Annotated in this window: 14 protein-coding genes; 8 read left to right on the top strand and 6 right to left on the bottom strand. The window is 71.0% G+C overall.

Translation table 11 applies throughout. The annotated features are described in order from the left end of the window. Window positions 1-49 precede the first annotated feature (49 nt). Window positions 50-1,225 (top strand): flagellar hook protein FlgE, encoded by a 1,176-nt coding sequence (locus tag ITJ69_RS14230; RefSeq protein ID WP_123292728.1) that lies wholly within the window; start codon window positions 50-52, stop codon window positions 1,223-1,225. Between the two features lie 160 nt (window positions 1,226-1,385). After that, complete coding sequence (locus tag ITJ69_RS14225) at window positions 1,386-1,928, top strand: DoxX family protein (protein WP_123292743.1); 543 nt, start codon at window positions 1,386-1,388, stop codon at window positions 1,926-1,928. Between the two features lie 86 nt (window positions 1,929-2,014). On the opposite strand, the gene ITJ69_RS14220 is transcribed toward ITJ69_RS14225, so the two are convergent. The 3 genes from ITJ69_RS14220 to ITJ69_RS14210 are packed head-to-tail and all read right to left on the bottom strand — an operon-like array spanning window position 2,015 to window position 4,638. Further along, complete coding sequence (locus ITJ69_RS14220; RefSeq protein WP_228505732.1) at window positions 2,015-2,644, bottom strand: hypothetical protein; 630 nt, start codon at window positions 2,642-2,644, stop codon at window positions 2,015-2,017. Between the two features lie 18 nt (window positions 2,645-2,662). Further along, window positions 2,663-3,724 (bottom strand): alpha/beta hydrolase, encoded by a 1,062-nt coding sequence (locus ITJ69_RS14215; RefSeq protein ID WP_194673080.1) that lies wholly within the window; start codon window positions 3,722-3,724, stop codon window positions 2,663-2,665. After that, window positions 3,721-4,638, bottom strand: a complete 918-nt coding sequence (locus tag ITJ69_RS14210) for an HAD family hydrolase (RefSeq protein WP_194673079.1) — start codon at window positions 4,636-4,638, stop codon at window positions 3,721-3,723. The genes ITJ69_RS14215 and ITJ69_RS14210 overlap by 4 nt, the downstream gene beginning before the upstream one ends. A 154-nt stretch (window positions 4,639-4,792) precedes the next feature. Between ITJ69_RS14210 and ITJ69_RS14205 the strand changes: the two genes are divergently transcribed. The 5 genes from ITJ69_RS14205 to ITJ69_RS14185 all read left to right on the top strand — a co-directional run bounded on the left by ITJ69_RS14205 (window position 4,793) and on the right by ITJ69_RS14185 (window position 8,561). Beyond that, window positions 4,793-5,212, top strand: a complete 420-nt coding sequence (locus ITJ69_RS14205; RefSeq protein WP_123339567.1) for an SHOCT domain-containing protein — start codon at window positions 4,793-4,795, stop codon at window positions 5,210-5,212. Then, complete coding sequence (locus tag ITJ69_RS14200; protein WP_194673078.1) at window positions 5,209-5,715, top strand: DUF1269 domain-containing protein; 507 nt, start codon at window positions 5,209-5,211, stop codon at window positions 5,713-5,715. The genes ITJ69_RS14205 and ITJ69_RS14200 overlap by 4 nt, the downstream gene beginning before the upstream one ends. A 38-nt stretch (window positions 5,716-5,753) precedes the next feature. Then, window positions 5,754-6,017 carry a hypothetical protein gene (locus ITJ69_RS14195; protein WP_228505730.1) on the top strand — a complete coding sequence of 88 codons (264 nt, stop codon included), beginning with the start codon at window positions 5,754-5,756 and terminating at the stop codon, window positions 6,015-6,017. Between the two features lie 103 nt (window positions 6,018-6,120). Further along, window positions 6,121-7,662: an arylsulfatase gene (locus ITJ69_RS14190; RefSeq protein WP_123292748.1), complete on the top strand. Its 1,542-nt coding sequence runs from the start codon at window positions 6,121-6,123 to the stop codon at window positions 7,660-7,662. A 50-nt stretch (window positions 7,663-7,712) separates the two neighbouring features. Next, window positions 7,713-8,561 (top strand): formylglycine-generating enzyme family protein, encoded by an 849-nt coding sequence (locus ITJ69_RS14185; RefSeq protein WP_131880222.1) that lies wholly within the window; start codon window positions 7,713-7,715, stop codon window positions 8,559-8,561. A gap of 58 nt (window positions 8,562-8,619) precedes the next feature. Here ITJ69_RS14185 and ITJ69_RS14180 read toward each other — a convergent pair whose 3' ends face one another. The 3 genes from ITJ69_RS14180 to ITJ69_RS14170 form a co-directional block, all read right to left on the bottom strand. Next, the gene (locus ITJ69_RS14180; RefSeq protein WP_123292869.1) at window positions 8,620-10,200 is read right to left on the bottom strand and encodes a Na+/H+ antiporter; all 1,581 of its coding nucleotides are present in this window, start codon (window positions 10,198-10,200) and stop codon (window positions 8,620-8,622) included. 80 nt (window positions 10,201-10,280) lie between these two features. After that, window positions 10,281-10,775: a MarR family winged helix-turn-helix transcriptional regulator gene (locus tag ITJ69_RS14175; protein ID WP_173168525.1), complete on the bottom strand. Its 495-nt coding sequence runs from the start codon at window positions 10,773-10,775 to the stop codon at window positions 10,281-10,283. Next, window positions 10,772-13,744 (bottom strand): glycosyl hydrolase, encoded by a 2,973-nt coding sequence (locus ITJ69_RS14170; protein ID WP_194673076.1) that lies wholly within the window; start codon window positions 13,742-13,744, stop codon window positions 10,772-10,774. The genes ITJ69_RS14175 and ITJ69_RS14170 overlap by 4 nt, the downstream gene beginning before the upstream one ends. 216 nt (window positions 13,745-13,960) lie before the next feature. On the opposite strand from ITJ69_RS14170, the gene ITJ69_RS14165 reads away from it, so the two are divergent. Then, entirely contained in the window at window positions 13,961-15,301 is a 1,341-nt protein-coding gene (locus tag ITJ69_RS14165) for an MFS transporter (protein WP_323743115.1), read from the top strand. Window position 15,302: the final 1 nt, after the last annotated feature.

The raw sequence follows: 15,302 nt of genomic DNA, 5'->3' as shown, positions 1-15,302 counted from the left end.
CCTTCCCCTTCTCCTTCCTGCTCTTCCTGCCTCTCCGAAAGGACGCACCATGCTCCGCTCGCTCTACTCCGGGATCTCCGGCCTCCGCTCGCACCAGCAGATGCTCGACGTCACCGGCAACAACATCGCCAACGTCAACACCGTCGGCTTCAAGGCCTCGTCGACGGTCTTCCAGGACACCCTGTCGCAGATGACCCAGGGTGCCGGCGGACCGCAGACCGGTGTCGGCGGCACCAACCCGGCGCAGATCGGCCTCGGCGTCCAGGTCGCCGGCGTCTCCACCAACTTCGCGCAGGGCTCGGCCCAGGCCACCGGCAAGGCCACCGACCTGATGATCTCCGGCGACGGCTTCTTCGTCACCCGCCTCGGCAACGACACCGTCTACACCCGCGCCGGTGCGTTCGACTTCGACGCGGACGGCCGCCTGGTCACCGCCGACGGCAAGATCGTGCAGGGCTACCCGGCCACGAACGGCGTCGTCAACGACAACGGTGGCCTCGCTGACATCACGCTCCCGCTCGACGCCGCGGCACCGGCCGTCCGCACCACCTCCGCCTCGGTCGCCGGCAACCTGCCGTCCGAGACCGCCGTCGGCGACACCATCACCCGCGAGGCCACCGTCTACGACGCCTCGGGCGCCAAGCACACGATGTCCCTCGCCTACACGCGCACCGGCACCGGCTGGGACGTCACCGCACGCAACGGTCAGGGGACCACCACGAACGGGTCCCTCACGTTCGGCACCGACGGCAAGCTGACCTCCGGTGGCGCCCTGACGGTCGGCGGCATCGCCGTCGACATGGGGGAGCTCACGGGCTTCGCCTCGCTCAACACCGCGTCGATCGGCTCGCAGAACGGCCGCGAGGCCGGCGCCCTGCAGGGCTACGCCATCTCGAAGGACGGCACCGTCACCGGCACGTTCTCGAACGGTGCGTCGCTCGCCCTCGGCCGCATCGCCCTCGCGACGTTCGCCAACCCGGCGGGCCTCGAGAAGACGGGCGCCTCGGGCTACCGTGCCACCGGCAACTCGGGCACCGCGACCGTCGGTGGTCCCGGCTCGGCCGGCGTCGGTTCGCTCGCGGCGGGCACCCTCGAGATGTCGAACGTCGACCTGTCGCAGGAGTTCACGAACCTGATCGTGGCGCAGCGCGGGTTCCAGGCGAACGCGCGCATCATCACGACCTCGGACGAGGTGCTGCAGGAGCTGACGAACCTGAAGCGGTAGGCGGGCTGCGCGCGTCGCGGCGCCGTGCGCTGCGCGCTTCGCGTCGCGCTTCGCGTCGTGCGCTTCGTGAGCAGAAATGGTCGGGTGCCTCCGGGCGACCCGACCATTTCTGCTCACGATCGCCGGTCGCGGCGTACGGTCCCGGCGTACCGTCGCGCGCATGAGCTCGCACACCACCGGTACCGCTTCGGTCACCGCCAAGACCCTGCTCCGCATCGCCCTCGGAGCCGTGCTCGTCTCGCACGGCTCCCAGAAGCTCTTCGGCGCGTTCGGCGGCGGAGGCATCGAGGGCACCGCGCAGGGCATGCACGCGATGGGGTTCCGCCCGGCCAAGCGGAACGCCGTGCTGGCCGGCATCGGCGAGGCCGGCTCCGGTGCCGCCCTGGCACTCGGGCTTGCCACCCCGATCGCCGGTGCGGGCGCCGCGACGACGATGGGTGTCGCGTCGAGCGTGCACACCCCGAACGGCTTCTTCAACGCGGACGGCGGCTTCGAGTTCCCGGCGTTCCTCGGCTTCTCGGCGGCGATGTTCGCGCTCGGCGGCCCCGGTCCGGTGTCGCTCGACCACGCCACCCGGCACGTGTTCGACCGCCCGTGGCTGCGGGCGGTCGCCCTCGCCGCGATCCCGGTCGCGATCGCGGTCCAGGTCGCGCAGCGTCGGAAGGCGCTCGCGTCCGACGCGGCGGCGCCCGAAGACGCGTAGGCCACCGGACGGGAGGCCCGGTGCCAGCTGGCACCGGGCCTCCCGTCCTGTCCGTGGGCGGCGCACCTGCCGCGCTCGCGCCCGTCTCAGACCAGGACGGGGAACGTGGCGAGCAGGCACGCCCCGCCGACGAGGCCGATGACCGCGGCGACGAACAACGCGATGCGAGCCCACTCGCGGCTGCCTCGGTCCGACACGGCCGCGAAGAACAGGACGAGGGCGAACAGCACCGTCAGGAGCGAGTAGTCGTCGGACTGCTGGTTGTCGGCGAGGGCACGGTCGAACTGCCGGTCCGCCTTCGCCGAGAGCGCCGTCGCGCGGTCCGATCCGGCCGGCACGTACGCGTCCGTCGCGAACGGCCCGTCCGCGGTCCGACCGGTACCGTCCCACTCCTCGAACGCGGTGCGGAGCTCCGGGGAGAACCGCTCCTGCACGTAGCTGCGGAGCGTGGCGTCGTCCCGTGAATCGGCGAGCACCCACTGCACCCAGATGGTGACGTCCCACTGCCGTGCGTCGCGCGCGCCGGATGCGGCGTCGGCGGCCTGGATCCGGGCACTCGACGCCTGGCTGAACGAGATGGACATCTCGCCGCCCCACTTCGACTCCTGGAAGCCGCACCAGGCGGTCACCACCGCGGTGATCGAGAGGAGGACCACGGTCGCCACCTCGCGTCGGCGCGTCCAGTGGGGGCGCTCGGGCTTCTCGGTCATCGTCATCGTCATCGTCCTGGTCGGTTAGGCGCCCGGCAGCGGGAGCGTGCGTGCCCACCGTCGGATGGCGGTGTAGGCGGTCTCGCGGACCCGGGGTTCCGAGAGCATCACGTCGTGCAGGGCGCCGTGGATGCGGGCGACGCTGACGTCGTCGCCCAACGAGAGCGCTCGGTGCGCGACGGCGTCGACGTTGAGTGCGACGTCGACGTGGGTCATCTCCTCCGACCACTTCGGGGACAGCAGGCTGTGCGTGCTGAGCAGCACGAGCGTCGGGGTCTCGGCACCGAGCCCGTGGGCGACCTGGTCCTGACCGGCGAACACCGCTGCGAGCCACCCCGGGTGGAGCGGGAAACCGCGCTCCGGACGCCAGGCCTGGTTGTAGGTCCAGCTACCGTCGGACCCGCTCGACACGGTGCGGGTGTAGAAGCCGGGGTCGACGGTCGGGAGCGGTGCGAGGGGATTGCGCCGCGCGCCGAGCTTCATCAGCGGCGCGATCAGCTCGCGGGCGAAGCCGGTCGCCTGGAACTCCAGCCACGGACTGTTGAGCACCAGCCCGGCGGCCACACCCCGGTGGCGGCTGTTCCAGAGTGCCAACGTCAGCCCGCCGGTCGAGTGGCCGAACAGGATGAGTCGTCGACGTCCGTGCTCGGGGTCACCGTGCCCGATGGTGTCGAGTGCCGCAGCGATGTCCTCGTCGTAGACCGTGAGGTCGTCGACGTACCCGGGGGTCTGGTGCGGCAGGAGACTCCGGCCGTACTTCCGGAGGTCCAGGGCGAAGAAGCGCGCGCCGAGCGCCTCGAGGTGCTCCGCCATCTCGCGTTGGAAGAAGTAGTCGGACCATCCGTGGACGTAGAGCACGTCGGCGCCGCCCAGCGGGAGGTGGTCCGACCGCCACGGGATCGCGGTCCGCCACCGTCGCGGGAGCCGGTGGGTCCGGGTCCGTCGCACCAGGGTCGCGGTCACCGGTCCTTCGTCGTCGTCCTCGAGCGGCAGGGAGCGGGCCTCGAAGTCGGGACCGAGCACGTCCGGGGCCCACCGGTCCGAGCGAGCGCCGTGACCCTCCGGGCGCGCAGTCGATCCGCTCACGGTGTGGGGAACACCGTTGCCCAGTCGTCGCGGACGCTGACCACGGTGATGTCGCGCTTGTCGGCCTCGCGGAGCACGACCTCGGCGCCCTTGTCGTACGGCAGGTCGCCACGGCCGGTGTCGTCGTCGTGGTGGACGAGCAGCCGGAGTCCCCGGTCGCCCGGCACCGTGTACTCGAGCAGCTCCCGGTCGCCGTCGGAGTTCCCGACCGCGACCGCCGGCCGCCGCCCGATCCGGCTCCAGACCCGGACGGGCTTCTCCGGGCCGTCGTCGAAGAACGCGAGTGCGTCGACGTAGCGGACCTCGCCGTCGACGTACTCCAACCCCATGGCCGAGCCGATGACGTGCTCCGGGGCGATGCCGTAGTTCTGCTCCGTCATGGGACGCATGAAGTCGCGTTCCCCCGCAGACACCACGTAGCAGGTGAACCCGTGCTCGTGCAGGAGCCGCACCAGCTCGACCATCGGCTGGTAGACCGTCGCCGCGTAGGGAACGCCGAGCACGGGGTGTTCGGCGTGCGCGTAGAAGTCCGACACGAGCCGTCCGTAGTCGTCGACGCTCATGCCGGCGGTCACACGCCCCACCGCGGCCAGCAGCAGCCGGAGATCGGAGTCGTCCCCGCTCGCGTGCCGGTCGACGGCGCCCCCGATCCACGACAGGTCACCGGACTGCGCGGCCGCGTAGGGCTGCGTGCGAGCGAGCTCCGGATCGGCGGACGCAGCAGCGGCCCACTGCTCGACGAGCCAGTGCAGCTGGGTCGGCATCGGCTTCTCGTTCCAGAGCGTGCCGTCGTTGTCGAAGACGGCGACGCGGTCGTCGACCGGCAGCGGGGTGTCCCCGCCGGTCGTGCGGGTCAGGAACCGTTCGACGGCGTCGCGGGCGTGCCCCGGGCGCCAGGAGGGGAGTGTGTCCATGCCCGGGATCGTCCGGCCGCGCAGGCAGGTGCGCACCATCCTGATCGGGTGAACCGGAACGCCCGTCGCGCCGGATCGCCCGAAGCGGGTGGTGCCGGCCGCGCGCCGTCGGCGCTAGACAGCAGTCCCACGCACTCCTGAAGGGAACACGATCATGGACTTCTGGTACACGTTCTGGGCAGTGATCTGGTACGGGCTGCTCATCTCGGCGCTCATCGCCTCGCTCATGGCGCTCTTCTCGGTCCTCGCGGACCTCGTGCGGGATCGTTCGCTCAGCGGGTGGTACAAGGCGATCTGGGTCTTCTTCCTGGTCTTCGTGCCGTTCCTGACGACGTTCGTCTACCTGATCGCACGCGGTCGTGGGATGGCGGACCGCAGCGCGGAGTCCGCCCAGCGGCAGAAGGACGCCGCCGACGGCTACATCCGCACCGTGGCGGGCACGTCCCCGTCCGACGAGATCGCCAAGGCGCGCGCGCTCCTCGACGCCGGCACGATCACGGCGGCGGAGTTCGACGCGATCAAGGCGAACGCGGTCGGCAGCACCCGCGCGGCACCGGCACCGGCTGCGGCGTGAGCGACCGGGCGACCGAGCTCGTCGTCATCGCCTTCGACGACGACGACGGTGCCCGGGCGGCGCACGACGCCGCACTGCGCCTCGACCGCCGCGCGGAGATCGCCCTCGACGGCATCGCCGTCGTGCACGTCGACGAGCACGGTCGCACGCACGTCGACTCCACCGGGCGTGATTCGCAGCGTGGTGCGCGGGCGGCCTCGAGCGCGGTGTTCGGCACCGTGCTCGGGTTCCTGTTCCTCATGCCGTTCGCGGGGCTCGTCGTCGGCGGTGCGGTGGGGGCGCTCTTCGCGAGCCTGGACCGTGCCGGCGTGGACGCGGACTTCCGGGAGCGTCTCGCCGTCGAGCTGGCGCGGGGCGGGGCGGCCGTCGTCGTCTCCGTGGCGTCTGGCGACGGGGACCGGCTCGTCGGCGCGATGACGGACCTCGGCGGCACGGTGCTCCGGACGACGCTCTCCGACGAGGACCTCCGGGCGATCGCGCACGACCTGGGCGGGCGCCCGTGACGAGCGCAGTCGGTCCGTCGGCTCGGACACTCGTCCTCGTGACGGCCGCGTCACTCGTGTCCACCGTGGCCTTCTTCGTCGCCTTCGGTCTCGTGGCGCCCCTCGACTGGTGGTGGACGCTCCCGGTCGCGGGGGTCGGCCTCGTGGTCGTCGTGATCCTGGGGCTCCTGCTCCGCCGGTTCGACGGTCGGCACCTGGTGGTGCGGTCGACCGCCACGGCGGCCCAGGGACTCGGGCTCCTGCCGATCGCGTGTGCGCTGGCGACCGCCGTCGCGGTGGCCGTCGCGCTGCTGACGGGCTGAGCAGACGACGTCCACGATCTCACCCGGTCGGGGTGGCCCGCACCGGAGCGCACCCGAGCACGATCCATGCACGAGCACGACCACACGAACGAGGAGGACAGCGATGCCGAAGGACAAGCCGAACATCCTGGTCATCTGGGGCGATGACATCGGGATCACGAACCTGAGCGCCTACAGCGATGGCCTGATGGGCTACCGCACACCGAACATCGACCGGATCGCGGATGAGGGCATGCGCTTCACCGACTCCTACGGGGAGCAGAGCTGCACCGCCGGCCGGTCGTCCTTCATCACGGGGCAGAGCGTGTTCCGCACGGGGCTCAGCAAGGTGGGCATGCCCGGCGCGGACCTGGGGCTCCGCGCCGAGGACCCGACGATCGCCGAGGTGCTGAAGCCGCACGGGTACGCCACCGGGCAGTTCGGCAAGAACCACCTCGGCGACAAGAACGAGTTCTTGCCGACGGCGCACGGGTTCGACGAGTTCTACGGCAACCTGTACCACCTGAACGCGGAGGAGGAGCCCGAGTCGGCGAACTGGCCGTCCATCGAGGAGTTCCCGGCCTTCAACGAGCGGGCCCGGCCGCGCGGCGTGATCCACTCGTGGTCGACCGACGAGGACGACGACACCGAGGACGGTCGATACGGACGACGTGGCAAGCAGCGCGTCGAGGACACCGGCCCGCTGACCAAGAAGCGCATGGAGACCATCGACGAGGAGTTCGCGGACGCCGCGATGGACTTCATCGGGCGTCAGGCGGAGTCCGAGACCCCGTTCTTCGTCTGGATGAACACCACCCACATGCACTTCCGGACGCACCCGAAGCCGGAGAGCCGGGGGCAGGCCGGCCGGTGGCAGTCGCCGTACCACGACACGATGATCGACCACGACCTGGTGGTCGGCTCGCTCCTCGACCAGCTCGACGAGCTCGGGATCGCGGACGACACGATCGTGATCTACTCCACGGACAACGGCCCGCACATGAACACGTGGCCGGACGGCGGGATGACCCCGTTCCGCAGTGAGAAGAACACGAACTGGGAGGGCGCGTTCCGGGTCCCGCAGATGATCCGCTGGCCCGGCCACATCGAGGCGGGGTCGATCTCGAACGCGATCATCCAGCACCACGACTGGCTCCCGACGTTCCTGGCGGCGGTGGGGGACACGACCACGGTCGAGGAGCTCAAGGTAGGGAAGACGATCGGCGACCGGACCTACAAGGTGCACATCGACGGCTACGACTTCCTGCCGTACCTGACCGGGGAGGTCGAGCAGGGTCCGCGACCGGGCCTGGTGTACTTCTCGGACGACGGCGACGTCCTCGCGCTCCGGTTCGACAACTGGAAGGCGGTGTTCATGGAGCAGCGCGTCACCGGCACCCTGCAGGTCTGGTTCGATCCGTTCGTCGTGCTGCGGGTCCCGAAGCTCTACAACCTGCGGACCGACCCGTTCGAACGAGCGGACCAGACGTCGAACACGTACTTCGACTGGTTGTTCGAGAACGACTACCTGCTGCTCGCCGCCACGACGCTGGTCACCCAGTTCCTGGACACCTTCGAGGAGTTCCCGCCACGACAGCGCGCGGCGACGTTCAGCATCGACCAGGCGGTCGACAAGCTGCAGTCGTTCCTGGCCGGCGGCGACTGACGGTGCCGACCACCACCGGCCCGGCCACCGCCACGGCGATCCGCTCCTCGATGGTGCGGATCGCCGGCGGCGCGTTCACGATGGGCTCCGACCAGCACTACCCGGAGGAGTCCCCGGCGCGCAGCGTCACCGTCGCCGCGTTCGAGATCGCCCCGCAGGCCGTGACGAACCGGGAGTTCGCGGCGTTCGTCCGTGCCACCGGGTACCGCACGGTGGCTGAGCGGCCCCTCGACCCGGCGCAGTTCCCCGGTGCCCCGGCCGAGAACCTGCACGCCGGCTCGATGGTGTTCACCGGGACGAGCGGGCCGGTGGACCTCCGACACCTCAGCCAGTGGTGGGCGTGGACGCCCGGCGCGAACTGGCGTCGTCCCTCCGGTCCCGGCTCGACCATCGCCGACCGCGCCGACCACCCGGTCGTGCACGTGGCCCACGAGGACGCGGCTGCCTACGCGGTGTGGGCGGGCGGGCGACTGCCCACCGAAGCCGAGTGGGAGTTCGCGGCGCGCGGTGGCCTCGAGGGCGCGGAGTTCACCTGGGGGGACGAGGCGGAGCGCCCCGGGGAGCGGCGCGCGAACTACTGGCACGGCGACTTCCCCTGGCGCGCGGAACGCGGGTACGGACGGACGTCGCCGGTCGGGTCGTTCCCACCGAACGGCTACGGTCTGCACGACACGGCGGGCAACGTCTGGGAGTGGACGAGCGACCGGTACGTGGACCCCGCCGCCGAGCACGACTGCTGTGCGCCGGCGTCCGAGGCCGTGACCGTCGAGCGCCGGGTCGTGAAGGGCGGATCGTTCCTGTGCGCCGACAGCTACTGCCGCCGGTACCGTCCGGCGGCACGGCGTGGCCAGGAGTCCGACACCGGGATGAGCCACATCGGCTTCCGCATCGCGGGCTGACCGCCCCCGACCGGTCTGACCGCGCGCGACCGGTCTGACCGCCCCGTCCGGTGTCCCGCTACGCGGGGGTGATGCCGTCGAGTCGCGCCTCTTCCGCGTCGTAGCCGGCGCGGACCTGGCGGAGCACCAGGTCGTCGATCTCGTCCGAGTCACGGAGCCGCAGCAGGGTCGCGGCCTTGTGCTGCACCAGGGCGAGCTCGAGCGCGACGGCGGTGTCGTGCCGCTGCACCGCCGGGTGGTCGTCGTCGTCCTCCTCGCGCGCCTGGATCACATCCAAGTGCGCCTCGTAGTCCTTGCGCACCCGGTCGACGGTGGCCTGGTCGGCTCCGGTCGACCGTGCCAACCGCGGCAGGGCGTCGAGGGCCTCCTCGATCGCGGTCCGCTCGGCGTAGCGACGTTCCTCACCGACCGACTCGTCCTCGGGCAGCGCAGCCCGCCGCAGGACCGCCGGCAGCACGAGTGCCTGACCGACGATGGTGACGACGACCACGCCCGCCGTGACGAAGACGATGAGGTCGCGGTCCGGGAAGTCCGCTCCGGACTCCAGGACGCGGGGGACGGCGACGGCCATCGCCAGCGAGACCGCGCCGCGGAACCCGGCGAAGCCGCTCACGAGCCGGTCGCGGTGGCCCTCGCGGGGCGCGCCTCCCGTGCGACGGGTGACGAGCCAGACGGTGCCGCCCGCGGCGTTGAGGAACGCGAACCGGACCACGACGAGCACGACCGCGACGGCCAGGACGACGCCGACGGCGCGGAGCAGCTCGGACGGCGTCAGCGCCCGGGCCGCGACCATCGCCTCGATGCCGACCAGGACGAACAGTGCACCGTTGAGCAGGAACGTCAGGAACGACCAGAAGGCGCGGACCTGCTGCCGGGTCTCGGCGCGGTCGAGCTTCGGCCCGACCTGGCTGACGACGATGCCGGCCGCCACCACGGCGAGCACACCGGAGGCACCGATCGCCTCGGCAGCCAGGAACGCACCGAACGGCACGAGGAGCGTGACGAGGTTCTCGAGCACCACGGTGTCGACCCGGCGCAGCACGAGCGTGCCGACCCACGCCGCGGCGAGCCCCGCGGCCACCCCACCGAGGTACGACAGGACGAGCATCCCCGACACGCCCCAGAACGTGAGTTCCTGCGTGCCCACCGTGACGGCGACCGCGATGCCGTACACGACGAGGGTCGTGCCGTCGTTCACCAGGCTCTCCGCCCGCAGCACGGTGACGTTGCGGCGCGGAAGCATCTTCGTGAGCACCCCGACCGCGGTCGCGTCGGTCGGAGCCACGGCGGCGCCGAGCACCCAGGCCGGACCCCACGGCATGCCGAGCAGGTGGAGCAGGACGGCGACGGCGCCCGCCGTGGCGACGACGAGCAGCGTGCCCATCAGGACGATGCCGCGCAGGTTCTTCCGGATCTCGCGCAGCGACGTCGTCAGACTCTCCCAGTACAGGAGCGCCGGCAGGAACAACAGCAGGACGGCGTCGGCCGGCAGCTCGACGTCCGCGAACTCCGGCACGAAGGCCAGCGCAGCGCCGAAGACGAGCAGCAGGACTGGAGGGGCCACCCGGATCCGGTCCGCGATCCCCGCCGTCAGTGCGATGGCGAGGCCGAGGACGACCACCAGTTCAGGACCCAGCACGTGCACTCCTCGTTCGACCGACACTCCAGTCAACGCGGCCGACGGTGATCGTGCACACGGGAGCCGGAGCGACGCTCGGCTCAGGGCCCGTTCGCCGCGTCGTGTCGCAGGCGCGCGAGCACCCGCCGGAGGGCGTCGACGTCCTTCGGACCCCAGTGGGCGAGGACCGCGTCGAGGTCCTGGCTGAGCTGGTCGCTGATCCGCTCGCCGTACCCGCGGCCCTCGGCGGTGAGCGCGATCAACACGCTGCGCTCGTCATCGGGAGCCGGTACCCGGACCACGAGCCCGATGTCCTCGAGCCGGTTCGCGATCTTCGTGAGGTTGGCACGACCGGTGCCCAACGCCCCCGCGAGCACGCTCGGCTTCGTCGCTCCGCGGTAGGTCAGCTGGTTGACCACCAGGAACATCGACAGATCGGCCACCGGGAAGTCGATCGCGGTCATCATGCGCTGCCGGACCTGCGGGCTGTCCGCCCAGTGCACGATGCCCGCGAGTGCGACCCGGATGTCGAACGGGTCGGGGGTGATGACGGGGCGCAGGTCCACACCGCTCGGTCGTCCGCCGCGACGGGTCATCCGACCACCAGACGAACGGGACCGAGTAGGCCGTGGTCGCGGACGTGTGTCGTCTGCACCGCGTCGGGGTCGCCGAGCAGCTGCGCGATGATGTCGGGGACGTCCTCGTAGTACCCGCGGGCGAGCAACCGGTTGTTGAGTGAGCTGGCGACGCGGACGACCACCGTGTTCTCTCCCGTGCGCAGGTCGTCGGTGACGTCGACCACCGGGTGCGAGGTGTCGAACCCGCGTGCCGGTCCGCCGTTGAGCACGACCGAACCGAGCCCGCCGGCCGTCGACCCGAGGTCCAGCAGGAACCGGGCGTCGTCGTCGTCCACCGTGTCGACGGAGAACGACGTGGCGTACTCGCCGACCCCGGAGACCTCCGGTCCCACGGCGGGCAGGTCCTTCCACGGACGGAGCGGACCGGTACCGGCGTCGAGTCGTCGGACGTCGGTCAGCGGCCGGACCTCGCGCGTGACGTAGCCGTGGCCGCGGTCCTCGGTGATGAGCTCCTCACCGCCCGCGTCCCAGCTCTCGACCGCGATCCGCCAGTCGGTCATCTCGACGACGACGTCGGTCGTCGTGCGTCCGCCGAGCCGGGCGTCGAGTGCGGTCTCGCGCGCAGGCCCGCTGCGGTCGAGCGTGAACAGCGCGGTCTCACCGGGCGCGAGGTCCACGGTGACGATCGTCCGGTCGCCCTCGGTCCGTGCGGCCGGGTGGGGGAACACCGCGCCGGACCAGGCGTCGACGCGGTACACCGCGCCGGTGCCGGGCAGCGCGACCTCCACGGTGGTCGCCGAGGTCGTCTCGTACAGGAAGTGGTACAGGTACACGTGCAGCAGGTCACCGTCCTCGCGCAGGTGCGACAGGATGCTCCGGTCCTCTGTCACGAACTCGGCGCGGCCGGTCACGCCGAGGCCGCGCAGGGCGGCGACGGTGTCGGCGGCGTCGTCGATCGCGGTCACCGACGGCAGGGCCAGCAGCCGCTCGACGGTGTCCGCGAGCTCGGCGTCGCGTCCGTCGAGGCCCGGGGTGCGGGCGGCCGCTCGGGGGTGGTGCGTGTCCGTCCCGGCGATCAGCGACTTGAGCTCACGCGTGCCGTGCACGACGAGGATCCGCACGCCGTCCTCGGCCCAGGCGAGCAGGCGTGCTGCGACGTCGGCATCGAGCGCGCTCTGGAAGACGAGCAGTGCCTGGTACCCGGGGCCGTCCGGTTGCACCAGGCCGCCGTCCACCCGGACGTCGTCGCGGAGCAGCAGCGACCCGTCGAGGAACTCGTACGTCCACCCGGCGTCCTGCATGCCGAGGTCGCGCCACCAGTGGTTCTGCCGGTCGCGCATCCAGTACTGGCCGTAGGCGACCTCGTCGGGGACGCGGCCACCGTCGGCGTCGCGGAACACCATGCCGGACGCGTTGTCGGTGAAGTGGTCGGTGTGCAGGATGCCGACGTCGATCCGCGGGCGTCCCTGGCGCAGGACGTACTGGTACCGGCCGATCGCGTCGTTCCAGAGCGGGTAGAACTCGGCAGCGGGCTGCCGGGCGTCGAAGCGCTCCGAGAACATGCTCCACATGCCCTCGTGTCCCGGCCAGCTCGTGACGCCCTCGGCGCCCGTGGTGCTCGCCCAGCCGTGCAGGACGGTCTTCGTGATGCCGGCGGCGAGCTGCGTCGCGACGATCTGGTCGTAGAACCGGTGGTCGAGCATGTGGTTACGGGTCGTCGCACCGGTCTCCGACGAGTACTGCTTGCCGAACAGGTGCGCCGGCCCCGCGAGCAGCCGGTACGCGTCGATCTGCGCGGCGAACTCGAGCGACTCCGTCTCGATCCCGTCGACCTCCGGCCCGGGGCGCGTCAACTCGAACGGCAGCCCGTAGCTGATCTCGGACCGCAGCGTCATGCCGTTGGCGTGCAGGAACGCCGCGAACGGGCGCAGCATGTTCTCGATGTACAGGTCGGTGAGCGTCCGGACGTAGTCGAAGCGGACCTTCTCGACGTCGACCGCCCGGTCCGGCACCGGTTCGGCGTGGTACGTGGTGCTCGACGCCATGAACGGAGCGCTGCGGGTCAGGAACGGCAGCCACGGCGTGATCGGGTAGCCGCGGCGCGTCCGGAACTCCTCGGCGACGTGCGCTCCCCAGAAGAGGCCACCGTCGCCGTAGGTCGACAGCTCGAGGGAGTCCATGTACATCTGGGCACGGGGATTGCGGGCGATCTCGGCGCGGAGGCCAGGGGTTAGGACGACGTGTTCCCAGTAGTCGATCACGGCATCCACGCCCGCTCGCTCCAGGTAGTTCACCGTCCAGTTGACCGTCGCCGACGGTGACGCCGTCTGGCCGGTGCCGTGGCTCCAGAACGTGGACAACCGCCAGGTGCCGCCCTCCGGTGCGGTCCAGTCGAGTGCCTCGTCGGTGACCGCGCTGGTCAGGTCCACCACCGAGTCGGGGTCCAGCACGGTTGCGGCGCCGGAACCGGCGGAGTCCGGGACGACGCGCGTCGCGACCACCGCGACGAGCGTCTGGACGCGCACCGTCCCGCGTTCACCGGGGAGCGTCGTGTGTGCGATCGGCGCGTCGAGGTCGATCCGACGGAGCGCACCCGAGCGGCTCGTCCCGCCGGGCAGGTCCTCGTGCACGACGTCGAGTTCCTGCGCAGCGGCGGGGTGGTCTGCGTCGATCGTCGGCAGGTTCGCGTTCGACCAGTTCGTCCCGGACGTGAAGCTCACCGACATGCCCCTGGCGGTGGTCTCCTCGACGACGATCTGCGAGTCGTGCACCCACTCCTCGGATCCCCAGCCGTACCGGCCGTGGTCGATCGCCCCTTCGTCCATCGCCAGGAACTCCATGCCGCCGAACCCGAGTGCGTGGGCGGTGTCGACCTCGCGTCGGAGGGTCACGTCGGTGTGCAGCCCCTCGGCGAGCCACCACCGCAGCTCCGGACGGTACTCGATGGCCGGATGGGCGACGCCACGGGCGAGGTGCTCGATCGACATGGTGTTCTCCTCGGGAACGCGCGGCGACGGTGCCGCTGCGATGACCGTAGGTTCTGGGAGTCGCAGAAGTCAATGTCCTCAGGAAACGAACAGCGAGGCTGTGGGCAGCAGGCGGAGTAAACGATCCTTGCGGTTGCGGCACTCGGCGAGCTACAGTGCCGCCGACCGGTTGAACCGTTTCATCCGGTGTTCGGCCGACGTTCAAGGGAGAACGCAGTGAACCGACCCCAGCAGCCCGCCCGGCGACCGCACCCCTGGTGGGTCGCCGTCGTCTCGGGGATGGCCTCGTACATCGACGCGGCCGCGATCGTGAGTTCCGGCACCGCGCTCGTCCTGTACCAGCAGTCGATCGGCATCACCGGCACGCAGATCGGGGTGCTCTCCGGCGCGCTCACGTTCTGCATCGCGATCGGCGCGCTCTCCGGCGGGCGGCTCGGCGACCTGTTCGGCCGGCGCGCGGTGTTCATCGTGACGATGGCCATGACCGTCGTCGGTGCAGGGGTCCTGGTGGCGAGCCCGGCGTTCACGGGACTGCTCATCGGCACGATCCTCGTCGGCCTCGGCACCGGAGCGGACCTGCCGGTCTCGCTCGCGACGATCTCCGAGGCCGCGACCGACGAGAACCGGGGCGGGCTCGTCGGCTTCTCCCAGGTGCTCTGGTTCGCCGGGATCCTGGCGACCTACGCCATCTCGGCGGGCGTCGGAGACCTCGGCCGTGCCGGTGGTCAGATCATGTTCGCGCACGTCGGGGTCGTCGCACTCGTCGTGATGGTCCTGCGCTTCACGATCCCGGAGTCCACCACGTGGTCCGACGCCCATGCCGAGAAGGCCGCGGGCGCACACACCGTCCGTGCTGCCCGCCACGGCATCCGCGACGTGCTGACGCAGCGCATCTTCCTGCTGCCGTTCCTGTCCCTGCTGGTCTTCTACACGTTGACGAACCTCGGCGCGAACACCGGCGGGCAGTTCGGCGCCTACGTGGCCGTCAACGTCGTCGGGCTGTCGGTGCCGTTCTTCTCGACGATGAACCTGGTCAGCGTGCCGATCGGGATGCTGCTCGCGTTCTGGTTCATGCGCATCGTCGACGGTCGGCTGCGGATGCCGTTCTACATCGTCGGCGCCGTGTGCCTCGTGGTGAGCTACGGCCTGCCGCTCGTGTTCGGCTTCTCGCTGCCGACCCTCGTCGCGATGCTCGCGTTCGGCGCGGTGGGCAACGCGTTCGCCTTCGAGGCGATCATGAAGGTCTGGTCGCAGGAGTCGTTCCCGACGTTGCTCCGCGGTTCGGTCCAGGGAACGATCATCGCGGTGGCCCGGATCGCCGCGGCGCTGCTGGCGTTCGTGACCCCGCTGCTCCTCGACCACCCCGAGGTCATGTACGGCATCCTCACGGCGCTCGTCGCGGTCGGTGTCGTGGTCGGGTGGCTCGGGTTCCGGCACGCGGTCTTCGACGCGTTCTCGATCGAGGGCAAGGACCTCGCCGACGCGCAGGAGGCACTCTTCGCCGCCGGTGTCCGCGATGACGCTCCCGCAGCCGCCGCTCGCCGCGACCACCGCTGAC

Origin of the sequence: Curtobacterium sp. VKM Ac-2887, from assembly GCF_015350935.1 — a bacterium.
Classification (GTDB): domain Bacteria; phylum Actinomycetota; class Actinomycetes; order Actinomycetales; family Microbacteriaceae; genus Curtobacterium.
The sequence above is the reverse complement of the archived record's forward strand: the minus strand, read 5'-3'. Positions and strand labels throughout refer to the sequence as shown.